General features: G+C 74.2%; 25 protein-coding genes and 1 pseudogene. 15 read left to right on the top strand and 11 right to left on the bottom strand.

Annotation, left to right across the window (positions count from 1 at the left end; translation table 11 throughout):
- Nucleotides 1–21: 21 nt before the first annotated feature.
- The gene (locus ABEA81_RS28195) at nt 22–480 is read left to right on the top strand and encodes a DUF6194 family protein (protein ID WP_345608898.1); all 459 of its coding nucleotides are present in this window, start codon (nt 22–24) and stop codon (nt 478–480) included.
- 6 nt (nt 481–486) lie between these two features.
- On the opposite strand, the gene ABEA81_RS28190 is transcribed toward ABEA81_RS28195, so the two are convergent.
- Nucleotides 487–1,716: an acyl-CoA thioesterase/BAAT N-terminal domain-containing protein gene (locus tag ABEA81_RS28190; protein WP_345608896.1), complete on the bottom strand. Its 1,230-nt coding sequence runs from the start codon at nt 1,714–1,716 to the stop codon at nt 487–489.
- Between the two features lie 203 nt (nt 1,717–1,919).
- Nucleotides 1,920–2,120, bottom strand: coding sequence for a hypothetical protein (locus tag ABEA81_RS28185; protein ID WP_345608894.1), 201 nt, complete (start codon nt 2,118–2,120; stop codon nt 1,920–1,922).
- A 212-nt stretch (nt 2,121–2,332) separates the two neighbouring features.
- Here ABEA81_RS28185 and ABEA81_RS28180 point away from each other — a divergent pair.
- From ABEA81_RS28180 to ABEA81_RS28165, 4 genes and pseudogenes are all read left to right on the top strand, one after another.
- Nucleotides 2,333–2,845, top strand: a pseudogene (locus ABEA81_RS28180) (LLM class flavin-dependent oxidoreductase); the annotation flags it as partial.
- Nucleotides 2,846–2,927: 82 nt separating this feature from the next.
- Nucleotides 2,928–3,161: a hypothetical protein gene (locus tag ABEA81_RS28175; RefSeq protein ID WP_345609138.1), complete on the top strand. Its 234-nt coding sequence runs from the start codon at nt 2,928–2,930 to the stop codon at nt 3,159–3,161.
- A 106-nt stretch (nt 3,162–3,267) separates the two neighbouring features.
- Nucleotides 3,268–3,561: a hypothetical protein gene (locus ABEA81_RS28170; protein ID WP_345608892.1), complete on the top strand. Its 294-nt coding sequence runs from the start codon at nt 3,268–3,270 to the stop codon at nt 3,559–3,561.
- 205 nt (nt 3,562–3,766) lie between these two features.
- On the top strand, nt 3,767–4,732 hold the full coding sequence (locus ABEA81_RS28165) for a hypothetical protein (RefSeq protein ID WP_345608890.1): 966 nt from the start codon (nt 3,767–3,769) through the stop codon (nt 4,730–4,732).
- Between the two features lie 55 nt (nt 4,733–4,787).
- On the opposite strand, the gene ABEA81_RS28160 is transcribed toward ABEA81_RS28165, so the two are convergent.
- The 3 genes from ABEA81_RS28160 to ABEA81_RS28150 are packed head-to-tail and all read right to left on the bottom strand — an operon-like array spanning nt 4,788 to nt 7,743.
- Complete coding sequence (locus tag ABEA81_RS28160) at nt 4,788–5,561, bottom strand: SDR family NAD(P)-dependent oxidoreductase (protein ID WP_345608888.1); 774 nt, start codon at nt 5,559–5,561, stop codon at nt 4,788–4,790.
- On the bottom strand, nt 5,558–6,682 hold the full coding sequence (locus tag ABEA81_RS28155; protein WP_345608886.1) for a zinc-binding dehydrogenase: 1,125 nt from the start codon (nt 6,680–6,682) through the stop codon (nt 5,558–5,560). Before ABEA81_RS28155 ends, ABEA81_RS28160 begins: the two co-directional genes overlap by 4 nt.
- Entirely contained in the window at nt 6,682–7,743 is a 1,062-nt protein-coding gene (locus tag ABEA81_RS28150; RefSeq protein ID WP_345608884.1) for a Gfo/Idh/MocA family protein, read from the bottom strand. Before ABEA81_RS28150 ends, ABEA81_RS28155 begins: the two co-directional genes overlap by 1 nt.
- A 240-nt stretch (nt 7,744–7,983) precedes the next feature.
- Between ABEA81_RS28150 and ABEA81_RS28145 the strand changes: the two genes are divergently transcribed.
- Together ABEA81_RS28145 and ABEA81_RS28140 are read left to right on the top strand one after the other, a co-directional pair.
- A complete protein-coding gene (locus tag ABEA81_RS28145) occupies nt 7,984–8,829 on the top strand; it encodes a L,D-transpeptidase (protein ID WP_345608882.1) in 846 nt (281 codons plus the stop codon).
- A 15-nt stretch (nt 8,830–8,844) separates the two neighbouring features.
- Nucleotides 8,845–9,783, top strand: a complete 939-nt coding sequence (locus ABEA81_RS28140; protein ID WP_345608880.1) for a hypothetical protein — start codon at nt 8,845–8,847, stop codon at nt 9,781–9,783.
- A gap of 39 nt (nt 9,784–9,822) precedes the next feature.
- On the opposite strand, the gene ABEA81_RS28135 is transcribed toward ABEA81_RS28140, so the two are convergent.
- Nucleotides 9,823–10,257 (bottom strand): ATP-binding protein, encoded by a 435-nt coding sequence (locus ABEA81_RS28135; RefSeq protein ID WP_345608878.1) that lies wholly within the window; start codon nt 10,255–10,257, stop codon nt 9,823–9,825.
- A gap of 118 nt (nt 10,258–10,375) precedes the next feature.
- Here ABEA81_RS28135 and ABEA81_RS28130 point away from each other — a divergent pair, with 118 nt between their 5' ends.
- Nucleotides 10,376–11,332: a DMT family transporter gene (locus ABEA81_RS28130; protein ID WP_345608876.1), complete on the top strand. Its 957-nt coding sequence runs from the start codon at nt 10,376–10,378 to the stop codon at nt 11,330–11,332.
- Between the two features lie 22 nt (nt 11,333–11,354).
- Here the strand turns inward: ABEA81_RS28130 and ABEA81_RS28125 are convergent, their stop codons facing one another.
- The 3 genes from ABEA81_RS28125 to malQ form a co-directional block, all read right to left on the bottom strand.
- Nucleotides 11,355–11,720 carry an RNA-binding S4 domain-containing protein gene (locus tag ABEA81_RS28125; RefSeq protein ID WP_345608874.1) on the bottom strand — a complete coding sequence of 122 codons (366 nt, stop codon included), beginning with the start codon at nt 11,718–11,720 and terminating at the stop codon, nt 11,355–11,357.
- Between the two features lie 255 nt (nt 11,721–11,975).
- Nucleotides 11,976–12,752, bottom strand: coding sequence for a 2-keto-4-pentenoate hydratase (locus tag ABEA81_RS28120; RefSeq protein WP_345608872.1), 777 nt, complete (start codon nt 12,750–12,752; stop codon nt 11,976–11,978).
- Nucleotides 12,745–14,712 (bottom strand): 4-alpha-glucanotransferase, encoded by a 1,968-nt coding sequence (malQ, locus tag ABEA81_RS28115; protein ID WP_345608870.1) that lies wholly within the window; start codon nt 14,710–14,712, stop codon nt 12,745–12,747. Before malQ ends, ABEA81_RS28120 begins: the two co-directional genes overlap by 8 nt.
- Nucleotides 14,713–14,968: 256 nt before the next feature.
- On the opposite strand from malQ, the gene ABEA81_RS28110 reads away from it, so the two are divergent.
- The 4 genes from ABEA81_RS28110 (at nt 14,969) to ABEA81_RS28095 (ending at nt 19,022) form a co-directional block, all read left to right on the top strand.
- The gene (locus ABEA81_RS28110; protein WP_345608868.1) at nt 14,969–16,834 is read left to right on the top strand and encodes a carboxypeptidase regulatory-like domain-containing protein; all 1,866 of its coding nucleotides are present in this window, start codon (nt 14,969–14,971) and stop codon (nt 16,832–16,834) included.
- Nucleotides 16,835–16,845: 11 nt separating this feature from the next.
- Nucleotides 16,846–17,682, top strand: a complete 837-nt coding sequence (locus tag ABEA81_RS28105) for an alpha/beta hydrolase (protein ID WP_345608866.1) — start codon at nt 16,846–16,848, stop codon at nt 17,680–17,682.
- 360 nt (nt 17,683–18,042) lie between these two features.
- Nucleotides 18,043–18,660 (top strand): cysteine dioxygenase, encoded by a 618-nt coding sequence (locus ABEA81_RS28100; protein WP_345608864.1) that lies wholly within the window; start codon nt 18,043–18,045, stop codon nt 18,658–18,660.
- Nucleotides 18,657–19,022, top strand: coding sequence for a rhodanese-like domain-containing protein (locus tag ABEA81_RS28095; RefSeq protein ID WP_345608862.1), 366 nt, complete (start codon nt 18,657–18,659; stop codon nt 19,020–19,022). The genes ABEA81_RS28100 and ABEA81_RS28095 overlap by 4 nt, the downstream gene beginning before the upstream one ends.
- Here the strand turns inward: ABEA81_RS28095 and ABEA81_RS28090 are convergent.
- Together ABEA81_RS28090 and ABEA81_RS28085 are read right to left on the bottom strand one after the other, a co-directional pair.
- The gene (locus tag ABEA81_RS28090) at nt 19,019–19,384 is read right to left on the bottom strand and encodes a VOC family protein (RefSeq protein ID WP_345608860.1); all 366 of its coding nucleotides are present in this window, start codon (nt 19,382–19,384) and stop codon (nt 19,019–19,021) included. The two genes, ABEA81_RS28095 and ABEA81_RS28090, sit on opposite strands and share 4 nt — an antisense overlap.
- Before the next feature lie 9 nt (nt 19,385–19,393).
- Nucleotides 19,394–19,867, bottom strand: a complete 474-nt coding sequence (locus tag ABEA81_RS28085; protein ID WP_345608858.1) for a MarR family winged helix-turn-helix transcriptional regulator — start codon at nt 19,865–19,867, stop codon at nt 19,394–19,396.
- Nucleotides 19,868–19,978: 111 nt separating this feature from the next.
- Here ABEA81_RS28085 and ABEA81_RS28080 point away from each other — a divergent pair, with 111 nt between their 5' ends.
- The 3 genes from ABEA81_RS28080 to ABEA81_RS28070 are packed head-to-tail and all read left to right on the top strand — an operon-like array spanning nt 19,979 to nt 22,606.
- Nucleotides 19,979–21,139: an MFS transporter gene (locus ABEA81_RS28080; protein WP_345608855.1), complete on the top strand. Its 1,161-nt coding sequence runs from the start codon at nt 19,979–19,981 to the stop codon at nt 21,137–21,139.
- Between the two features lie 11 nt (nt 21,140–21,150).
- Nucleotides 21,151–22,203 carry an SDR family oxidoreductase gene (locus tag ABEA81_RS28075; RefSeq protein ID WP_345608853.1) on the top strand — a complete coding sequence of 351 codons (1,053 nt, stop codon included), beginning with the start codon at nt 21,151–21,153 and terminating at the stop codon, nt 22,201–22,203.
- A 10-nt stretch (nt 22,204–22,213) separates the two neighbouring features.
- Nucleotides 22,214–22,606: a hypothetical protein gene (locus ABEA81_RS28070; protein ID WP_345608851.1), complete on the top strand. Its 393-nt coding sequence runs from the start codon at nt 22,214–22,216 to the stop codon at nt 22,604–22,606.
- Nucleotides 22,607–22,835 lie beyond the last annotated feature (229 nt).

The raw sequence follows: 22,835 nt of genomic DNA, 5'->3' as shown, positions 1-22,835 counted from the left end.
GTCGATGACACGATCGACGGCATGGATGCCCGTGCCGTGATCCGCTACATCGCCGAGGAGTTCGAGCACGTCGTCGCCGTCGAGAGCGAGGGCGACACCTTCTTCACCCACGACCCGAGCGGCCGTCCGCCCGAGGGGGCGTGGCAGCCGTTCGCGACGGTCGTGACGAACGACCGCCACGACCGGGTCTCGAACCTGGACCGCGACGGGGCCTACCGGCTGAACATCGGGCTCACGAAGTCGACCTACACCGGCCTGTTCGGCGCCCCGCCGCGGGAGCGGGACGACGACTGGGTGCTCGACTCCGGCTTCGACTACGCCACGGAGGACCGGTTGATGCCGCATCCCCACTACGGGGCGCAGTACTGGGTGTGCGTCGTGAACCCGGGAGCGGCGACGTTCGAGGAGATCAAGCCGCTGCTCGCCGAGGCGCACGGCCGTGCCGTCCGCAAGGCGGAGCGGCGGGAGAGCCGGCAGTAGGCCGGGCTACCCGCGCCCGCGCGGCATCGCCTTGCGCAGCAGCTCGACGGTGGCGGAGAACGTGTTGCGCACGGCAGCCGCGGTGGTCGCGGGATCCCCGCCCGTCTCGACCGTGACCTGCCCGTAGGTGACCGCGGTGCGGGTGGTCGGGAGGTCGGGCACGCCGCCGACGAGGTGGCCGGCTCCGGAGAAGTTGAGCAGCTGCGTGCCCGAGGAGTTGCCGGCACCCTCGATCGAGGCGAGTGCCCGCTGCGCCTGCGCCGTGGACGGCCACACGCCGTCGGCGTCGCCTGCGGTGAGGAGCACCGGCGAGGTGATCTGCTCGACGGGGATGCGGGCGACCCCCAGCCTCCAGCGCGAGGCCGAGGCGACGGCCCCCTCGTAGGCGTCCGCCGACTGCACGGCCGGGCCGGCGGCCGCGGACAGCGCCCCACGGCTGGAGGGCCAGCGCAGGAACGGAACGTCGGCACCTGCCCGCGTCCACGACGACACCTGCGTGGCGGTGGAGACGCTGAACCCGGGCCACACGAGGTCCGACGGCACGTGCGCCACCACCGCGGCGAACCGGGACGGCTCCGACGACGCGAGCATCAGCGCATACTCGGCGCCCTTGTCCGTGCCGACCAGGCCGACGCGGTCGCCTGCCACCTCCGGCCGGTCGGCGAGCCACCGCGCGGCGTCGAGCCCGTACTCGAGCGGGATGCGGGTGAGCGTCTTCGGGAGGCCGGGCAGGCCGAAGTAGGCGAGCCCGAACACCACGTAGCCCTCCGACGCGAGCAACGCGGCGTACGCCGGGTCGGGGCGTCCCCCCTCCGCCCCGCCGAGCAGCAGCACGCCCGGCCACACGCCCGTGCCCGGCGGCAGGTAGAGATCACCCACCAGGCCGGCCTCGGCGACGGGCAGCACCTGGCCCGCAGGCTCGCGGACGACGCGGCGCAGCGTCGTCCGCGCCACGGTGGCGCCCCCCAGGTCCACGCCCAGCAGGACCACCATGTCGTCGGCGTCCAGCAGCGGGTACGGCGCCTGCTCGTCCTCGGGCAGGCGCATCGACCAGAACAGCCCGTGCGGGTCCACCCCGGTGTACGTGCCGCCCGTGGACGCATCGGTCGAGAGGTCCACCTGGCCCACGCCGTCGGTGACGAACTCGCCGGACGACTCCCACACCTGACCCCGACGGTCGTACGTGCGGGCCCAGACGCGGACCTGATCGCCTGCGGGAAGCCCGTCGACCGTCACCTGGACGGGTACAGCTACGCTGACGCCGTCGGGTCGTGCGGTGATCCGCGGGCCCGCTTCGGTAACTTGCGCGGAGCAGCCGGCAGTCAGCAGCGCCACAGCGCAGGCGATGCCGATCCATGTCCGCATGCTTCGGATGCTAAGAGCGAAGATCGGGTTCCACCCGGAAGCTCCCCCGGTCGAGGGACATCCCTTTCTGCGCCCTACGGCGAGGGCTGGGGGATCGTGCACTCGATCCGCGGGTTCAGGCCCGCGTAGTTCAGCGGCCCCACGACGATCGTGCCGAGCACCGTGCCGAGCTCGGCGCAGTTCACCTGGTCGTCCCCGGAGAAGTAACCCCGCTGGTACGCGGCGAACGCGCCGATGACGAGCCAGATGACGATGATGACGGAACCGATCCGCATGGTGGCCCTCCAGGCCGTGCCGCCCGTCGCGTGATCCGGACCCTATGTGACCCGGATCTCGCCGCTATCACGATCGTGCGTCCGTCGGGGTGCTGCTAGCGTCGCCGACGACTCCGCCGGTGGTCCCGGGGAACGACGCCGCAGGATCGGGACCGCCCGCCGCCAGGCGAGGAGGGGGCGGCTGACGATCACGTCTACCCCCAGGAGTCCCCGTGAAGATCGGTATCGGCTTGCCCGTCGACGACCCGGACGTGCTGCGCGAATGGGCCCTCCGCGCCGACGCAGGCCCGTTCAGCACGCTCGGCCTGCTCGACCGGCTGGTCTGGCACAACCCCGAGCCGCTCGTCACGCTGGCCGCCCTCGCCGGCGTCACCAGCCGCATCCGGCTGCAGACCGAGGTGCTGCTCGCCCCGCTGCGCGGCACCGCGCTCCTCGCGAAGCAGGTGGCCACGCTCGACCGCCTCTGCGGCGGCCGCTTCACCCTCGGCCTCGGCGTCGGCGGTCGTGCGGACGACGCCGCCGCCGGCGTCGAGCTGCGAACCCGGGGCCGCCGGCTCGACGAGCAGCTCGTGCGGATGCGGGAGCTGTGGGGCGGGGGGACGCCCATCGGCCCGGCCCTCGCCTCGCCCGGCGGCCCGGAGCTGCTGTTCGGTGCGTTCCGCCCGGCCGCGCTCGCCCGGGTGGCCCGGTTCGGCGACGGCCTGCTCTGCGCGGCACCACCGTCCTGGGCCGGTGACCTGTTCCGCGCGGTCGAACGCGACTGGGCTTCACAGGGCCGGCCCGGCCGGGCCGCGGCTCGTCGGCCAGGTGAACATCGCGCTGGGCCCGGACGAAGTGGCCGACGCCGCGCGTACCGCCATGGGCACCTACTACGGCTTCACCGGGAGCACCGAGCGGATGGTGGGCGGCCTGCTGACCACCTCGCACCGGGTGCGGGACGCGGTGGCCGCCTACGCGGACCTCGGGGCCGACGAGGTCGTCCTCTACTGCTGGGCCACCGACGTCGTGCAGGTCGACCGGATGGCGGATCTGGTGTTCTGAGCGCCGACGCGGCATGCGATCCTTGACGTGCACGTGGTCGCTTCCCCCGACCGCCGGTCAGTGGTCGCTGGAAGGGGAAGCCGTGTACAAGCCGTGGTCGTCGAGCGTGAGCACGCCGCCCCCGCCGCTGGACCGGCCCGTGTGGGTCCACCTCGACCGCCTCTACGGCCCTCCCGACTCGCCGGGCCCGATCGCCGACCCCGTGCCGGGTGGCCTCCTCGTCGCCACCACGCGGGTGCCGGGGCTGCTCAAGCGGTGGGCCCGCGCCGTCGACGGCCGCTGGTTCGGCCGCGTCAACTTCGCCGTCTGCGACGCCTACGGGGCCGTGGTGGCGGAGCACCTGGCCGTACTCGTCCCCGCCTCGGCCCTCACGCCGAGGGACGAGGAGCCGAGGCGGTGAGCCCCCGCCCCGTCAGCCGGTGGGGTGCGGCCGCGCCCGGCGGCCCGTGGGGTGATCAAGGGGAGATGGTCGTGGTTCGATCTTGGGGAGCAGCCATCTCCCTTGATCGGCGCGAAGAGGCGGGGGTTGTCCACATCGGGAGCCGGTTGTCCACAGATCTCAGAGGACCGATGACGGCGGCCGGTCCGGGGCGCAGGCTCGATGCATGCGCCAGCCTCTCCGCGACATCGCCGCGGCGCAGCACGGTGCGTTCAGCACCGCACAGGCCATGAGCTGCTACAGCCGGGGGGAGTTGCGCGCATTGGTCAGCTCCGGCGGCTGGTCCGGGATGTTCACGGGCAGCTATCGCCTGAGCTCGGCCGAGCCGGGGCCGAGGCTCCGGCTCTCTGCGGCCGGGCTCAGCATCGGGCGCGAGGTGCCCGCCTGCCTGCACACGGCCGCCGAGCTGCACGGGTTCGGCGTGCTCGACGACGTGGTCACGCACGTCGCCGTCCGGCCCGACGAGCCGTGCGCGCGTCGAGCCGAGCTCTGGCCCCACCAGCTCGCCCTCACGGCCGACGACGTCGTTCGGCTGCGGTGCGGGGCGCTCGCGACGAACGCCGACCGGACCGCCATCGACCTCGCCCGGATCCTTCCCCGCCTCGACGTCCTGCCCGTGCTCGACGCCGCGCTCGCCGCGGGCGTCTGCACGCCGGGGTCGCTGGCCGCCGAGCTGAAGCGGCACACCGGGTTCAAGGGCATCCGGCAGGCGCGGGAGCTGATGCCGCTGGCGCGTCCTGAGCCGGAGTCGCCGCAGGAGTCCAGGCTGCGCCTGCGGTGCCACGACGCCGGTTTGCCGACGCCCACTGCGCAGTTCCCGGTTCTCGACTCGCGTGGCCGCCCGTGCCGCTGGCTCGACCTGGCTTGGGAGGACGTCAAGGTCGGCCTCGACTATGACGGCGAGGAAGGGCACACCGGACGGGCGAACCTGCGCTCCGACCGCCGTCGGCACAACTTCCTGCAGGACGACGGCTGGGCGATGTTCTACGCGACCGACCTCGACGTGTACCGCGACTTCGCGGAGCTGATGCGGAAGGTCGGGACGGCGATCAAGCGCCGAACACGTGGACTCGGCGCCGATCAAGGGCAGATGGTGGCCCGCGAAGATCGTTTGGCGGCCATTTCCCCTTGATCACCTTCGCGGAGCGTGGCTCACGGGGCGGCCGGGTGCCGACCGACCTGCGGCGTCAGGAGTGCATCCAGCCGCCGTCCACCACCCAGTGCTGGCCGGTGCACGCACGGCTGTCCTCGGCCGCGAGCCAGAGCACCAGCCGCGCGACGTCGGCGGGCTCGAGCCGTTGCGGCAGGGCCTGGGCGGCGGCGCGGTGGGCGTCGGCCTCCGGGGTCACCCAGTTCTCCAGCTGCCGGGGCGTCATGATCCAGCCGGGCAGCACGCAGTTGACGCGCACGCCGTCCGGCCCGAACTCGCGCGACAGCGACCGGGTGAGCCCTTCGATGCCGGCCTTCGCGGTCATGTAGGCGGTGAGGTCGAGCAGGTCCACGTGGGCGCTGATCGAGCCCATGTTGATGATCGAGCCGCGGCCCGCTGCCCGCATCGCGGGGGCCACCGCCTGTGCCGCGAAGAACTGGTGGTCGAGGTTCACGCGCATGCGCTCGTCCCAGTACGAGGGCTCGATGCCCCCGACGGGGTGGCGGGTGTCGCTGCCGGCGTTGTTCACGAGCACCTGCACGTCGCCCAGCTCGGCCGCGATGTCCGCGATCACCCGCCGGTAGGCGTCGAGATCGCGGATGTCGCACTCGCGGAAGAGGGGCCGGGCGTGGCCGCGCTCGGCCACGGCTGCGGCGAGCTTCTCGCCCGCATCGGCCGCCACGTCGACGAGCCCGACCCGCGCGCCCTGGGCGGCGAACTGGGCGACGAACTCCGCGCCGAGGCCGCTCGCGCCGCCGCTGATCAGCACCACGGCGTCGCGCAGGCTGGGGTAGGTGGCGAAGTCGCTCACGAGGGCAGCACCACCGCGCGACCGCCTGCGCCCGCGCGCAGGGCCTGGTACGCGTCGTCGACGCGGTCGAGCGGGTACCGCTCGCCGAGCAGGAGGTCGAGCGGCAGCCGCCCCGCCAGGTACAGGCCGAGGATGCGGGGCAGGTCCACGGGCGGGTTCGCCGAGCCGTACAGGCTGCCGACCAGGCGTTTCTGCTGCTGCACCAGCTCGTTGATCGGGACCGGGGCCGTGGCGTCCACCGCGCCGAGGCCGACGGCGATCGCGGTGCCGCCGGGGCGCAACACGGCGAACGCCTGGCGCAGGGTCTGCGGCAGCCCCACCGCGTCGACGGCCACCTCGGCCCCGCCGCCGGTCAGCTCCTGGACGGCCGCGACCGCCTCGTCGGCCGACATGCCGGAGGCGTCGAGCGTGTCGGCGGCGCCGAGGCGGCGGGCGAGCTCCAGCTTGTCGGCGGCGACGTCGACCACCACCGGGACCGCCCCGACGAGCACGGCGCCCATCAGCGCGGACAGGCCCACCCCGCCCGCGCCGATCACGACGAGCGGCTTGCCCGCCACCTGCCCGGCGACGTTGACGACCGCACCGACCCCGGTGATCACCGCGCATCCGGTGACGGCGGCCACCGCGGGCGGGACCCCGTCCGGCACCTTCACGACGGCGCGCTGCGACACGACCGCGCGCTCGGCGAAGCAGGAGACACCGAGGAAGTGGTGCAGCGGGCCGCCGTCGAGGTGCAGCCTCGAGGTGCCGTCGAGCAACCCGCCGCTGCGCGCCTGCACCCGGCCGTACACGCACATCACCGGGCGTCCGGTCACGCAGTACTCGCAGTGCCCGCAGCGCGGGCGCCAGGTGAACGCCACCCGGTCGCCCACCGCGACGGCCCCGGGATCAGCCCCGACCCCGGCCCCGACCTCCTCGACCACGCCGCTGCCCTCGTGGCCGAGCACGATCGGCAACGGGCAGGGGATGGCCCCGTCCATGTAGTGCAGCTCGGTGTGGCAGACCCCGGCGGCCTCGACGCGGACCAGGACGTCGCCCTCGTGCGGGGCGTCCAGCTCGACGTCCTCCACCCGGAGCGGCTCGCCGGGCGCCCGGAGCACGGCGGCCCGTACCACTCCCATCAGACCCACACCTCCTTGGCGACGCGCACGTCCTGCCCGGTGCGGGCGCTCTCGCCGATCGCGAGCGAGATCGCGTGGTCCTGGCAGCCCTGCGCGAGCGGGTACGGGGGCGGGGCCTCGTCACGGGCCCACGCGCCGGTGGCATCGAGGATGGCGGCGACGCCGATGTCGTCCTCGGAGAGGCGCGTTCCCCGGAACGGGTTGCGGTACAGCACGCGGCCGTCGAGGGAGACGTGGTCGAGCTCGTTGCCCTCGAGGTTGAGGTCGATCCCGAGGCGCCGGTACAGCAGGTGCGACTCGACGGGCGTCGCTGGCTCGACCAGCCGGACGACGCGGTCGTCCACCAGCTCGCCCGTGGTCCCGCGCACCGCGATCCGGCGGGCGAGCAGCGGGTTCCACCACTGGTTCTCGGTGAAGTCGTAGAGGCCGTGGCGGCCGTCGCCGAAGTCGAGGGTGGCGATCGTCCTGGTGCGCGGCTCGGGGGTGGCGTCCGGCCGCCAGCCGTCGAACCCGAGCGGGTCGGTCAGCGGTGCCGTGAAGGCGCGCGCGGACACCGCGACGTCCTCCATGTCCAGGCCCAGCAGGCCACGCACGAGCGAGACCGCGTGGTACAGGTGCGTGGAGCCGACGTGCACCGCGGTCGGCTCCCCGACGACCCCGGAGCGGACGGCCGCCAGCCGGGCGGCGTGCCCGGGCATCAGCAAGTACTGCTCGGCCACCTGCACGAGACCGCTACCACCCACGTCCGCCCACAGCGCCCGCAGGCCGTCGAGGTCGGGGGCGGGTGGGGTCTCCACGAGCACCGGCACGCCCAGCGCGACGGCCGCGCGGGCCACGTCGGGCATCTGGGGCCACGGCACCGCCGCGGCGACGAAGTCGGGGCGCTCGCGCGCGAGCAGCTCGTCCAGGGTGCGGACCGCGGGAACCCCCTCGTTCACCCGTTCTGGGCTGCGGCTGACGACGCCGATCGCGCGCAGGCGGTCCGGCGCCGCCGCGGCCAGCCGGAGGAAGAACCGACATCTCTTCCCGCTTCCCACCACTGCGAACGTCGTCGGCGCCATCGGTCCACCGTTGTTCATGATCCGACACGTGCGCAAGGCCCGTTCGTGATCGCGTGCGTCACGACCGTGGGGAGCCGGCGCTCACCTTCCGTTGTGATCTGCACAACAGAAGGTAGTCGGACAACTCGGAGTAACCCGGACGGGACAGCCTCGTTTGATCAATTACGCGGACCGTGATCGGTCGACCCCGTCGTCCTCCGGTCAGGACCGTTCCTGTCCGATCAGCTCTGTTTGGGTGACATGTCACAGCACATCGCGCCGCCCGAAGCGGCGCCGTCCCGGGGCACGGGCCCCGGCCCGTCCCGGCGGGGCATCGTCTTCGGGGCGATCGCCGGGGTGGTCGTCGCGATCGCCGTCGCGCTGGGCTTCACCTTCTTCAGCGGTGGCGGGGGTACCGACCCGTCCTCGGTGGCCGAGGGTGAGGTCCCGACCGGCGACCTGCCCGCGAGCACCACGTACACCGAGCTGGCCGGCGCACCGGCCGACCCCGACCCGACGGGGACCACCAACGGTCTGGTCGTGCACCCGGTCCGAGAGACGCCGGTACGCGATGCACCCGACGGCCGCCCGATCGCTCGCATGGAGACCACGCAGTTCGGCGACACCTGGCTCCCCGTGATCGCCGAGCAGCCCGGCTGGGTGCAGGTGCTCCTGCCGTCCAAGCCATCCAGCTCCACCGGGTGGATGCGCGCCGACGACGTGGAGCGGGCGATCACGCCCTACGTCATCAAGGTGCACCTCGGCGCGAAGAAGCTCGAGCTGGTGCGGGAGGGCAAGGTCGTCGACACGTGGTCGGCAGGCGTCGGCCTGCCCGAGACGCCCACGCCGACGGGCCGCACCTTCCTGCTCGGGGCGTTCGCCGACGAGAACCAGGCGCACTCCCCGGTGATCCTCCCGCTCGGCACGCACAGCCCGACGCTGGACACCTTCGGTGGCGGTCCGGGAACCGTCGCGATCCACACATGGCCCGATGCGAGCGTCTTCGGCACCGCCGTCAGCAACGGCTGCATCCGGGTCCCGCAAGACGCCCTGCAACAACTCGCCGAGGTCCCGCTCGGCACGCTCGTGATCATCGATGAGGAATGAGGGGTTAGCACCACAGTGAAGACGAAGAAGCTCGCCGGTGCGGCAGCGGTCGGGGCCGTCACCGCGGTGACGACCCTGCTGCTCGGCGCCACTCCCGCGCTCGCGGCGGACGACGACTCGAACGGCGACAGCGCCTTCGCCCTCTCGGCGTCCGGCGTCCTCGACATCAACCCGATTTCCCCGGTGAAGTCCGCGGACGGCAAGCTGGTCCACGACGAGCTCCTGTCGATCGGTGACGTGGCCGGCAAGTACGAGGACGACATCTCGTTCGGGCTGCTGACCTCGGAGGCGGAGGCCAACCGGGCCGAGACCGCCGTCAAGGAGGTCAACCTCCTCAACATCCTGCGTGCCGACCTGATCCGCACCTGGTGCGACAACGGTGAGGGCGGGCTGCAGATCATCAACGGCACGGTCCTCGGGCACAAGCTGCCGGAGACCGCGGTGCCGGGCAAGACGCTCGACATCTCGCCTCTGCTGAAGCTGTCGCTGAACGACCAGAAGCGCAACACCGACGGCTCCCTCGAGGTCACCGGCATCGAGCTGAAGGTGCTCCCCGGCCCGGAGGCCGCGGACAAGAACGAGAAGATCGACGAGTCGACCAAGGCCGCCCTGCCGGTCCTCGGTGACCTGCTGGGCAAGGACCTGACCGGAGTCTCCAACGGCACCGTCGGTGACCTCGTCGGCCAGCTCGGTGGCCTCACCGCCGGCGGTGACGTCCAGACGATCACCATCGGCAACGCCACCTGCCAGGAGGGTGGTGCCGCCTCCGGCAGCAACGAGGACGCCGACAACGACAGCGACGGCAAGTCCTCGAACGACGACGACGGCAAGAGCAACCACGACGACGGTGACGACGACGGCGGCAAGGGCGACGGCGGCAACGACTCCGACGTCAAGGCCGACACCGCTCCGGCCCCCTCGGTCGTGAAGGCGGCCCTGCCGGTCACCGGCTGACGCCCACCTGGAACACCACCCGCGACGGGCGGGAGCCGATCAGGCTCCCGCCCGTCGCGCTTTCCCGGCGTCGGGGAGGTGCCAGCGCATCGCGATGCTCGTGCCGGCAGCGGCGTGGTGCACGTCGACGTGCTCGGCCAACCCCTCGATGAGGACCAGGCCGTGTCCGCGCCAGCCCGGGTCGTGCGACGGCGTCCGCCAGCGGCCGTTGTCGCGCACCACCACCCGGACCTCGCCGTCCTCGCAGGCCGCGTCGAGCTCGGCGTCACCTTCACCATCGGGGTAGGCGTGGTCGGCGACGTTCGACAGCGCCTCGTGCGTGGCCAGCACGATGTCGTCGACGGCATCCGCCGACAGGCCGAGGCGGTTCGCCCACCTCGCCACCTGGGCACGGATGTCTTTCAAGCGCTCCGGAAGCGACGGTGCCGCGAGCCGCATTCTCAGCCGGCCCGCTCCGCGGGCGAGCGCACTCATCTCTCACTCCTGGTCTGGCGACTGTCGAGCGGTCGGCCAGGGGCTGGGGCCACGCGTGGCGGTGTACCCCGTACCGCGGGGGGTGAACCGATCAGCGCCGTGGTTCCCGGGGCCGGGTATGGATCCGCAGCCCGCGGCGTTGTTCGGTGGCGTGGATCGACGTGGCAGCGCCCCCGACCGGACCTGGCTGATCGCCGTCGCGGCCGCCATGTGGGGAACCGACGGGTTGCTGCGACAACCCCTCGCCGGCCAGCTCCCGGCCGCCACCGTGGTGTTCTGGGAGCACCTGCTGATCGTCGTGGTCCTGCTGCCGTTCGTCCCGTCGGCGGTACGGGCGTTCGGCGCGGCGAGCCGGGCGGAGCGGGTGGCGCTGGTGCTGATCGGCGCAGGCGCGTCCGCGGTGGCCACGGCGCTGTTCACGCAGGCGTTCCGCTACGGGGACCCGGTCACCCCGCTCGTCCTGCAGAAGCTCCAGCCGGTCATCGCCGTGGTCGCGGCCGCGCTGCTGCTGGGAGAACGCCTGCGCCGGGGCTACTGGCTGTTCGCCGTGCCCGCGCTGGGCGGGGCGTGGCTGATGGCCTTCCCGGACCCGCTCTCGGCGGCGCCGCAGGCTGTCACCGCCGCGCTGCTCGCCGTGGCCGCCGCGGCGCTGTGGGCCGTCGGCACCGTGTTGGGGCGCATGGTCAGCGTGCGCATCGCCAGCCGCGACGTCACCGTGCTGAGGTTCGCCATCGGGCTCCCGGCCAGCGCCGTCGTGCTGCTCGCGCAGGGTGCTCCGGTCGCGGTGACGGGCGCCCAGCTCGGCCCGCTGGTGCTGCTCGCGCTGGTGCCCGGCCTGCTCGGCCTCACCCTGTACTACATCGGCCTGCGTTCCACGGCCGCCGCCCGTGCCACCCTCGCCGAGCTGGCGTTCCCGGTGACGGCCGCGCTGATCGGCGTGGGGCTGCTCGGCACCCACCTGGAGCCCAGCCAGTGGGCCGGGCTGCTCGTCGTGGTGGCCTCGGTCACGGCGCTGGGCCTGCGTGAGCGCTCCCGGCGGCCGGTCGTGCGCGCGGAGGAGGCTGCGGCGGCTTGAGCGGGGCCCGCTGGGACACGGCCTAAACCCGTCCGGAGCGGAAGGCGTCGAGGACGCGGCGCTCCCGCTTCGTCGGGCGCCCGGCACCGCGCTCCCGGCGCGCCACCGGCACGAGCGCCTCGGGCGGCGGAGCGGGCGTGCGGTCGATGTAGCACGTGGCCGCGTCGGCGGCGCCCACCCGCTTCTGGATGACCCGCACGACCTCGACCACCCGCGTCCGGTCGTGCACCCGGGCCCGCACCTCGTCGCCCGGCTGCACCGGCGTGGCCGGCTTGGCGGGGCGGTCATTCACGCGCACGTGCCCGCCGCGGCAGGCGGCCGCGGCATCCGGTCGGGTCTTGGTCAGCCGGACCGCCCACAGCCAGCGGTCCAGTCGGGTCGACTCCACTCCCCGATGATGGCCGCTGGCGCGCCGGGGTGGCCAGCGGGATCCGGCCGGCGTGGAGCCCGCTCGCGGGCCTCGTGGCTCCTGCGCCGACCCGGCAACCGCCGTAGCCGGGGACGAGCGGTCGCAGACGAGGGGATGCGGGCGATGCTCGGGATGCGGCTCTGCACGGCCACCTGCGTCGGCGCGCCTGCTGTGGCGGTCCCCACCAGCTCGTCGGCACAGCGCCCTGACCGGTGAGCCGGAGCCGCACGGCGCTCAGCCCGCGAAGCAGAAGGACACCTCGCCGAGCTCGCCGAAGGCGGCGCGCACCTCGTCACCGGGACCGACGGGCACGGGGGCGGTCGTCGTGCCGGTGGTGACGAGCTCGCCGGCGCGCAGTCCGCGGCCGTAGCGGCGCAGGTCCTCGGCGACCCAGACGAGCGCGTTCCGCGGGTCGCCCAGCACGTTGCCGCCGCTCCCGGTGGCGGCCCGTTCCCCATTGATCCACACCTCCGTTCCCCATGTGGACAGGTCGTGCTCTGCCCACCCGGACACCTGCGGGCCGAGCACGAACCGGCCGGCGCAGGCGCAGTCGGCGAGGAGCTGGGGCCCGCCGGCCGTCTCGTAGCGCGCGAACCGCGAGTCGGGCACCTCGACGGCCAGGTGCAGGCCGTCGACCGCGGCGACGATCTCGTCCGGTGCCGCGTCCGGGGCGACGTCGGCGCCCACCAGGTAGGCGAACTCGGCCTCGACCACGCGCATGTGCATGTCGTCGCTGGGCAGGACGTCGCCGGGATCGTGGCGGAACCGCTCGAACAGGGGGCCGGGCAGCGGGCCGGTCACGCCGATGTGGGCCTGCCCCGCCGTGGTGGTCGCCGCGATCTTCCAGCCGTAGGTCCGCCCGGCGTGGCCGCCGATCGCGAGCTGCGTGGCGAACCCCTCCGCGTCGTCGCGCGGCCGGACATCGTCGGGGAGGGCGCCGATCCGCTCGCCGGAGGTCCAGGCTGTCCACAGGAGGTCGGCTGCGGCGCCTGCGCGGCTCTCGTCAGACATGTCCGTCATCCTGCCCGCCGCGGTACAGGCGCAGCTCGTCGACCACGACCCGCACCCGCGGGTCGTCGCGCAGCTCCTCCACCGTGACGGGCAGGGGGAGCCGCCAGTTCGGGTACTCGTCGACCGTGCCGGGAAGGTTGGGCTGGCGCACCTCTCCCACCACGTCGTACGGCGAGACGAGCACCAGCCGCGAGCGGCTGCGCGCCAGCAGCGCGTGCATCGCGACGACGAGCTGGTCCTCCCCGGGCTCCGGCCCGGTCACCAGGCCCTCCTCGCGGAGCAGCTCGACCAGCTCCAGCCGGTCGACGGTCGCCTTGGCCTCCTCGGCCGGCACGTCGTCGAGCAGCCCGAGCTCGGCGCGCACCCGCACGTGCTCGCCGCGTAGGAACCCGGTGGCCGTCGGGAGGTCGTGGGTCGAGATGGTCGCCACCGACGCCTCCGGCCACTCCCGCGGGGGCAGCAGCGGGCGGCCCGGGGCGTCGAGATCGCGGGTGAACCACAGCACCGACGAGCCCAGCATGTTCCGCTCGGCCAGGCCCTGCGTGACCTCCGGCTCGACCGTGCCCAGGTCCTCCCCGATCACGAGCGCCCCGGCCCGGTGCGCTTCGAGCGCGAGCACGGCGAGCATGACGTCCGCGTCGTAGTGCACGTACGTGCCGCGGTCCGGCCCCTCGCCGGGCGGCACCCACCACAGCCGCCACAGCCCGGCGACGTGGTCGATGCGCAGCCCGTCGGCCTGGCGGAGCAGGGCGCGCAGGAGGTCGCGGTACGCCGCGTAGCCGGTGGCGTCGAGCCGGTCCGGGCGCCACGGCGGCAGCCCCCAGTCCTGGCCCTGCTGGCTGAACGCGTCCGGCGGGGCCCCCACCCGGACGCCCTGCGCGAGCACGTCCTGCAGCGCCCAGCCGTCGGCACCCTCCGGGTCGCAGCCGACGGCGAGGTCGTGCACGACCCGTACGCCGACCGCCCTGGCCGCGTCCCGCACCGCTGCGAGCTGGTCCTGCACCTGCAGCTGAACCCACGCGTGGAACGCGACCCGCGGGGCCAGCTCCGCCCTCGCGGCCGCGACGTCCGGGCCGTCGGGCCGGCGCAGGCCCTGTGGCCACCGGCTCCAGCGTGCGCCGTACCGCTCGGCCAGTGCGCAGTAGGTGGCGAACTCCTCGAGGTCGGCGCCCACCCCTCGCGGCTCCGGCCGGCCCTCCCCGCGCCAGAGCAGCTCCAGCGCCGCCCGCTTCGCGGCCCACACCCGGTCGTGCTCGATCCGGCCACCCGCGAGCTCCGGGCGCAGCGCGTCGACCTCCGCGCGGGTCGCCCCGTCGGCGCGGGCGTACGCGGTGAGGTCGGGGATCCGCAGCGCGAGCGGTGTGCCGAAGCGCCGGCTCGACGGGGTGTAGGGCGACGGCTGCACCGGGGGTACGGGCGTGATCGCGTGCAGCGGGTTGAGCAGCACCGCGTCCGCGCCGTGCTCCGCGCCGGTCCACTCCGTGAACGCCCGCAGGTCGCCGAGGTCCCCGATGCCCCACGAGCCCGCCGACCGCAGCGCGTAGAGCTGCAGCATCCATCCCCAGCCCCGCGCCGGCTCCGGCAACGCGGGCGGCGCCACGGCCACCGTGACCTCCTGCTCCGCCAGCTCCAACCGGTACCACCCCGGCTCCAGCCCGGCCGGGATCTCGGTGACCTCGCGCCGCGCGCCCGCCTCGTCGACCAGCACGCCCGGTTCGGGGAGCTCGCGCGACCGGTCCGCGCGGGCGGCGATCGTGCCCGGCAGCCGCCCCTTCGCCGCACGCTCGCGGGCCGCGGCCAGCGCCCCGCGCCGCGCTCCCGGGCTCCCGGCGTCGACGTCGAGCAGGCCCAGCACCCGGACCACCACCTCGGGATCCACCTGGACCGGGCGCCGGTCCCCGTCCCGATAGCTCGTGGCGACGCCGTGCGCGGCCGCCAGTTCGATCAGCTCGCTGTCCACACGTTTCCCTTCCCCGCAGTCCCGGCAAGCATGCCGGGATCGGCAAGCGATCACGCTTCGGCCCGTGACCTGCGCCAACACGCTCTCCGTCGCTCCCTGCCCAGATCAGGAACAGGTGCTAGGTTCCCTGCGGCGGGCTCCCGCGGGGCACGGCGGTCCACCGCCGTCCCCGGCCACCGGACGCCCGCCGCGGGCGAAGGCGGATGCGGAGCGGAGAGCGTCGGGACATGACAGAGCGGGCGGGCGGAGAAGTCCGATGAACACGCTCGTTCTGATCGGGCTGGCGCTGGTCGTCGCGGGATTCGTCCTGCTGGCCGTGCGGTTCGTACCCCGGGTGCGCCGCCAGTTCGCCGCGACCGCCGCCCAACCGCGCACCGTGGCCGACCTCGTCCGGCTCCGGCAGCAGGCGGGCTCGATGGCGCAGGCCGCTCCGCGGGTCGCCACCCCGCGTGTCGCCGCGCCGCCCGCCGCCCGCCCCGAGCCGGCGCAGCCCCGCCCCACGCCGGTCACCGCGACCGTCGCCGCGGCGGCCCCTGCGGCCCCGGAAGCCGCACCGCCCGCCCCGGAGCCGCCCGCACCGGTGTTCGTGCCGCCCTCGCCGCGCCCGACGCCCGTTGCCGGGCGGGTGCAGCGGGAGTCGGCGGAGCCTCCATCGCACGCTCTCGACGGTGACAACGCCCCGTGGCAGCGCGGCGCCCGCATGGCCGTCGGGCTGGGCGGCGGGCAGCCGTGGCGCGAGCCGCCCGCCCCGCCGGCACCGCTGCGGATCGTCCCGGCCGCTGACGCGTCCGCTCCGGAGGAGGCCACCACGCCGGCGGTCGAGACGCCCGCCGAACCGGAGGTGCCTGCGCCGGTCGCCCCGGCCGAGCCCGAGTCGCGCGCGGATGCGCGTGAGGAGCAGGAGACCCCGGCCGAGGTGGTAGCGGCGGAGCCCGCCACCCCGGCGCGGCCCGCCTGGATCGAGCCCGGGGTGGCACCGGAGGCGTCCGCGGACACGGTCGAGGACGACGCGACGGCGGCGCGCGAGCCGGTCGCGGCGGAGCCGGCACCCCAGCCCCAGGGGGTCTGGGTCGAGCCCGAAGCGCTCGCCGGCCGCCCACGTCCCGCGGTACCGGCGGCGGAGGCGCCGCTCCCGACCGAGCGGGACGAGACGGAGGCCGAGGACGTCCCGGTGACGGCGGCGCCCGAGCCGGTCGCGGCGGAGCCGGCACCCCAGCCCCAGGGGGTCTGGGTCGAGCCCGAAGCGCTCGCCGGCCGCCCACGTCCGGCGGTACCGGCGGCGGAGGCGCCGCTCCCGACCGAGCGGGACGAGACGGAGGCCGAGCACGTCCCGGCGGCCGTGCCGAGCCGGTTCGCCGAGGAGGAGCCACCCGCCGCACCGGATCCGGAGCCGGAGCGCCGTCGCGGCCGGCAGACGCCCGACGAGAAGGCCGCCGAGCAGGCCGCGGCCGATCTCGCCCTCCTGCGGACCTTCGGGTTCGCCGACGCGGGGCTGCACCAGGACAGCGCCCCCGTGGTCGCGATGGAACATCCCGAGGAACAGGATGCGCCCGTCGAGGCCGGCGCCGCGCAGCCGGTGCGCTACCGCGTGGTCCGCCGCGACGGCACGGTGGTGGGCGGCGCCACCGTCACCCTGCTCGACGACCGCGGTGGAGACGTGGCCGCCGGTGCCGCCGACGCGGAGGGGCGGGGCGAGGTGTCCGCCCCGGCGCCGGGCGGGTACGTGCTCGTCTCGACCGCCGCGGGCCACCAGCCGGGCGCCGTCGCGATCACGGTCACCGGCTCGGCCACCGAGACCGACGTGCTGATCGCGCGCTCCGCGTCCGTGTCGGGGTCCGTCCACGGCCAGGACGGCCCGATCGCAGGTGCCCGCGTCACGCTCGTGCAGGACGGGGAGGCCGTCGACGCGGTCGACACCGATGCGCAGGGCGCGTACCGGATCGGCGACATCGGCGCAGGCGAGTACGGGCTGTCCGTGGCGGCCCCGGGCCGCGAGCCGGTGGCGGCGCTGCTCGAGGTGGCGGAGGAGGCCGAGGTGCGGCACGACGTCGAGCTCAAGCCGGCGAGCCCGGTGGCGGACGGCGACCTGGTGGAGGACGACGCCATGAGTGGTCTGCGCTGACGAAGCCGCCCGTGGAACACCAGCGGATCGAGGGTCGGCTTCCCGGGGTCGGTGGCGTGGAGCTGTTCTGGCAGGGCCGGCTCCCAGCGGGCGACCCGCGCGGGGTGGTGCTGATCTGCCACGGGCTCGGTGAGCACGCCGGGCGCTACGGCAACGTGGTCGACGCGCTCGTCCCGGCGGGCTGGGCCGTGTACGGCGTCGACCACCGCGGTCACGGGCGTTCCGGCGGGCGGCGCGCGCACCTGCGCCGCTACGCCGACTGGCTGGCCGACCTCGACGCGTTCCGGCGCACGGTCGCGGCGCGGCACCCCGGCCTCCCGGTGTTCCTGCTCGGCCACAGCATGGGCGGCCAGATCGCGCTGGCGTACGCGCTCGACCACCAGGCCGACCTCGCCGGGCTCGTGCTCTCCGCCCCGGCGCTCGCCAACAACACGGTGCCGAAGGCGGCGGTACGCGTGCTGCGGGCCGTCGGGAAGGTCGCGCCGACGCTGCGCCCGGCGGGCATCGACGCCTCGAAGATCAGCAAGGACCCGGCGGTGTACGCGGCCTACCGGGCCGATCCGCTCGTGCACCACGGTCGCCCCACCCTCGGCCTGTCCACGGCGGTCGTCGGGCAGTTCGAGGTACTCCCGGAGCGGGCGCGGGAGCTGCGGCTGCCCGTCCTCATGCAGCACGGCACGCTGGACGCGATCGTCGACGCGTCCGGGTTCCGCCGCCTGGAGGCCGGCTGCGGCTCGCCCGACCTCACCGTCCGCTGGTACGAGGGGCTCTGGCACGAGATCTACAACGAGCCGGAGCGGGACGCCCCGCTCGGTGACCTGCGCGAGTGGCTCGCCGCCCACTCATGATCGTTCCGAGATCGCCGCGCAGGGCCTCGGGGCGGGGCCGTGCGCGGCCTGAACCGGGCCACCTGCCTGGGCCGCTGCGGATGGATCCTGCTCCGGTTCCGGGCGGCAGTCGTGCTCGGCCGGCCGTCGTGGATCGCCGCGACGGTGCGTGACACGCTCCGCCGCGCCGCGCAGGAGCGCCGGCTCCGGGCGGTGTGATCAGCGGGCAGGGGTCTCGGCTTGCCCGGACATTACGGCGCTGATCCCGGGCCGTGGGAGCGGGTGGAAATCCCGCGGCGGGGTGTGGTCGTATACGCACATGTCGCCCGCCGCCGTCCTCGGAGAGATCTGGGGTTCTCGTCGCGCGGACGCTTTCGACCAGTGCTGTCGCCCGAGCTGACCTTCCCCCGTCCGCTCGAACCGTCACCGCTGGAGCCCTCCGTGCTGCCGCACGCCCCCACGCCCCTCGCCCTCGCCGATCTCACCGCCCTGACCCGCGACGTCGCCGCCGAGGTGCGCGCCGGCCGCCACGAGGTACGGGTCGACCCGGAGCGGCGCTGGTACCGCCTGCTGCGCAGCGACGAGTACGTCGCCTTCCCTGATGGATCTCCGCCTGGCGGCGTTGATCCATCAGAAGTGCATTGGGACGTCTGGCTGATCAGCTGGGCCACCGAGCAGACCGCCGAGCTGCACGACCACGCGGGCTCGCTCGGGGCGCTCACGGTCGTGTCCGGCAGCCTCGTCGAGCAGCGCTGGGTGGGCCACGGCCTGCGCGAGCGGCGGGTGCGCGCCGGACGCAGCCTCGGCTTCCCGCTGGGGCACGTGCACGACGTCCGGAACACCGACGCGACGCCTGCCGTGTCGGTGCACGCGTACTCCCCGCCGCTCACCGCGATGTCGTACTACGCCGTGGAGCCGGGCGCGCGGCTGCGCAGGACCCGCAGTGTGCTCGTCGAGTCCGGTTCGTCGGAGGCCGGCCCGTTGAAGGGAGTGGGATGACCACCGTGAACGACCTGCTCGCGGCCGCCCGCGTCCGGCTCGACCGGCCGGATCCGCGCCGCGCCGCCGAGCTCGTGCGCCAGGGCGCGTACCTCGTGGACACCCGCCCGGCGTGGCAGCGCGCCGAGGAGGGCGAGCTGCCCGGTGCGCTGGTGATCGAGCGCAACCACATCGAGTGGCGGCTCGACCCGGCCTCCGACGCGCGCATCCCGGAGGCCGTCGACCACGACGTCACCTGGATCGTCGTCTGCTCGGAGGGGTACAGCTCGAGTCTCGCGGCCGCGTCGCTGCAGGACCTCGGGTTGCGCAACGCCACGGACCTCGACGGCGGCTACCGCGCCTGGAGGGCCACGTTCGGTTAGCCCTGGAACAGCTCGACGACGTTGCCGGCGGGATCCTGCACCAGGGCCTGCCGCCCGCCCCGACCGGTGATGACGTCGCCGCGGAAGGTGGCGCCCGCCTCCCGTAGCCGGGCGACGGTGGCGTCGAGGTCGTCGACCTCGATCTGGAACCTGCTCCATCCCCCCGGTTCCTGCGGGGTGCCATCGGCCATCGGCTGCCCGCCGCCGCCCGCACCCGGTGCGTTCAGCAGGAGCGTGAGGTCCCCGCGGGAGAGCATCGCGAAGCCGGGTGCCGGGCGCATCTTCACCTCGAACCCGACGTGGGTGGTGTAGAAGTCGACGGCCGCGTCCACGTCGTCGACGATGTAGCGCACGCTGACCATCCGCCGAGGCTACGAGCCCGCGTCCTGCCGTGGCTTCTCCTGGCTTGCTGCCCCGTGCAGCGCGTCGACGAGCCGGCCGAGCTCCGGCAGGGCCGCCGCGGCGTCGAGCGCCTCCTTGAGCGTGGCGTCGTGCACCGGCCTGGCGCGTTCGAGCAGGTCGCGGCCCTGGTCGGTGATCTGGCTGTAGATGCCGCGCCGGTCGTCGGGGCACAGGTACCGGCTGAGCAGGCCGCGGTTCTCCAGGCGGGTGACGAGCCGGGTGGTGGCGCTCTGCGAGAGCGCGGCGGCCCGGGCGACCTGCTGCATGCGCATGTGCCAGCCGTCCTGCCGGGCGAGGGTGTCGAGCACCGTGTACTCGACGACGGACAGGCCGAACTCCGACTGCAGCGCCTTCTCGAGCGACTCCTCCAGCCGGCTGTGCAGCGCGGCGAGCGTGCGCCAGCCCTGAGCCCGCACCTCGACGGCGTCGTCGGCGATCGCCATGCCCACCTCCCCTGTGGGGACCACCATACCCGCTTGGCGCTAATAGCCCGCGTGTGCAACTGTTGCAGACGCGCGGTACCCGCGTCCGCTTCGTCTGGAGGTCGTCCTCTCATGCCGCTCGCCCTGCTGGCCCTCGCCATCAGCGCCTTCGCCATCGGCACCACGGAGTTCGTGCCGACCGGCCTGCTCCCCGAGATCGCCGCCGACTTCCACGTGGACATCCCCGCCGCGGGCCTGCTCGTCTCCGGCTACGCGCTGGGCGTGTTCGTCGGGGCACCACTGCTCACCGCGGCAGCCACGCGGCTGCGGCGCAAGCCCGTCCTGATCGGGCTGCTGGGGCTGTTCATCATCGGCAACATCGGGTCTGCGCTCGCGCCCGACTACGCGCTGATGATGGTCAGCCGCATCGTCGCCTCGCTGTGCCACGGCGCGTTCTTCGGCGTGGGGTCGGTCGTCGCCGCCGGGCTCGTCGCGCCGCAGCGCCGGGCCGCCGCGATCGCGATGATGTTCACGGGGATCACCCTGGCCAACGTCGTCGGCGTGCCGCTCGGCACGCTCTTCGGCCAGGCGTTCGGCTGGCGCAGCACGTTCTGGGTGGTGGCCGCGCTCGGCGTGGTCGGCGCCATCGGCGTGCTGGCCCTCGTGCCCGACCGCCCCGCCGACCCGGCCGCCAACCTGCGTGCCGAGCTGGCGGCGTTCCGCCGTCCCCAGGTGTGGCTGGCTCTGGGGATGACCGCGCTCGGCTTCGGCGGCGTGTTCGCGTCGTTCACCTACGTCGCGCCGCTCATGGTCGACGTCGCAGGCTTCCCGTCGAGCGCGCTCACCTGGCTGGTGCTGCTGTTCGGGGTGGGGCTGGTCGTCGGGAACCTCGTCGGGGCCCGGATCGCCGACCGCGCCCTGATGCCCGCGATCATCGGGACGATCGGGGCGCTCGCGGTCGCCCTCGCGCTATTCACGGTCACGGTGCACTCGGCGGTACCGGCCGCGATCACGCTGTTCCTCGTGGGCGCCGCCGCGTTCGCCACCGCGCCCGGCCTGCAGACCAGGGTGATCGACGCCGCGGGCAGCGCAGGCACGATGGCCGCCGCCGCCAACATCGGCGCCTTCAACCTCGGCAACGCCATCGGCGCCGCGCTCGGCGGCCTCGTGATCGACGCCGGGCTCGGGTTCCCCGCCGCCAACCTCGTCGGGGCGGCCATGGCCGCGGCCGGGGTCGCGGTCGCCGTCGTCTCCGTGGCGCTCGACCGGCGCCGCGTCCCCGTCACGGTCTGAGGAGGACACCCATGACCAGAACCGCGCTCGTGGTCGGCGCCCGCGGCGTCATCGGCGGCACGCTCGCCGAACACCTCGCCGGCCTGCCCGACTGGGAGGTCGTCGGCCTGTCGCGCCGCGGCGGGCCCACCGACGGCCCGGTGCGCCACCTGGCCGCCGACCTGTTCGACCCCGCCTCCGTGCGGGAGGCCCTGCGCGCCCAACCCGGCATCACGCACGTGTTCTACGCCGCCTACCAGGACCGGCCGACGTGGTCGGAGCTCGTCGCACCGAACGTCACGATGCTGCGCACCGTGCTCGACGTGGCCGGCGAGGTGGCCCCCGACCTCCAGCACGTCGGTCTCATGCAGGGCTACAAGGTCTACGGCGCGCACCTCGGCCCGTTCGCCACGCCGGCCAAGGAGAGCGACCCGCCGCACATGCCGCCGGAGTTCAACGTCGACCAGCAGCACCTCGTGGAGGAGCGAGCGGCCGCAGGCGGCTGGACCTGGTCGGCGATCCGGCCGTCGGTGGTGGCGGGGTTCGGGCTCGGCAACCCGATGAACGTCGGCGTGGTGCTCGCGGTGTACGCGTCGATCAGCAAGGAGCTGGGCGTGCCGCTGCGGTTCCCGGGCAAGCCGGGTGCCTACGACGCGCTGCTGGAGCTGACCGACGCCAGTCTGCTCGCCGAGGCCACGGTCTGGGCGGCCACCGACCCGCGCTGCGCCAACGAGGCGTTCAACATCGCCAACGGCGACCTGTTCCGCTGGAACCGGATGTGGCCGGTCGTCGCCGACGCGTTCGGGCTGGAGCTCGCGCCGCCCCTGCCGATGTCGCTGCAGGACGTCATGGCGGACAAGGAACCGGTGTGGGATGCGATGGTCGCGCGGCACGGGCTCGCCCCGACCCCGTACGCGGACGTCTCGTCGTGGGCGTTCGGCGACTTCGTCCTGTCCTGGGACTACGACATGTTCGCCGACACCTCGAAGTCGCGCCGGTTCGGCTTCCACCGCTACGTCGACACCGAGGCCATGCTGCTCGGCCTGTTCGACGATCTGCGCAAGCGGCGGATCATCCCCGGGTAACCTCCGGCGGATGGGTGCCCAGGAACTCTCGGTCAGCGGGAGCATCGCGACGGACAACAGCGTGGCCGTGGCCGGGAGCGTGGCCACCGGGGGCAGCGCCGCCGTCGCCGGGAGCGTGGCCACGGCGGGCAGCGTCGCGGTGGCCGGGAGCGTGGCGACGTCCGGGAGCGCGGCGGTGGCGGGCAGCGTCGCCACGGCGGGCAGCGTCGGGATCATCGGCTCGGTGCTGACCCTGCTCAGCGTGGCCCTCGTGGCGTGCATCGCCTGCCTGGGCTGCGTGGGCTGCCGCCGCTGCGTGGCCTGTGTCGGGTGCGTCGACTGCGTGGGCTGCGTCGGCTGCGTGGGCTGCGTAGGGCTGCGCGGGGCGGTCGGTCTGGTCGGCGTCCGAGGCGGGGGGCACTAGTGTCCCGAGTCGGAAGTTCGGTGTGTATATCGGCGGATCCAGCTTCTCGCTGAGTGCGCCGGCGAGCCGGCCTCGTACCGGGCGTACTCGGCCGGTTCGCCGGTGCGCTCAGCGTGGAGCTGGGCCGTCGAGATACGTGGTGGACTTTCGACTCGGGACACTAGTAGTACTTTGTTAGGTGTGTCGTTCCCGCTGATCCTGCCCGTTGTGTGATCTTGTTCTGATCCGT

This window comes from Pseudonocardia adelaidensis (genome assembly GCF_039543345.1).
GTDB classification, from domain to species: Bacteria; Actinomycetota; Actinomycetes; order Mycobacteriales; family Pseudonocardiaceae; genus Pseudonocardia; species Pseudonocardia adelaidensis.
The sequence above is the reverse complement of the archived record's forward strand: the minus strand, read 5'-3'. Positions and strand labels throughout refer to the sequence as shown.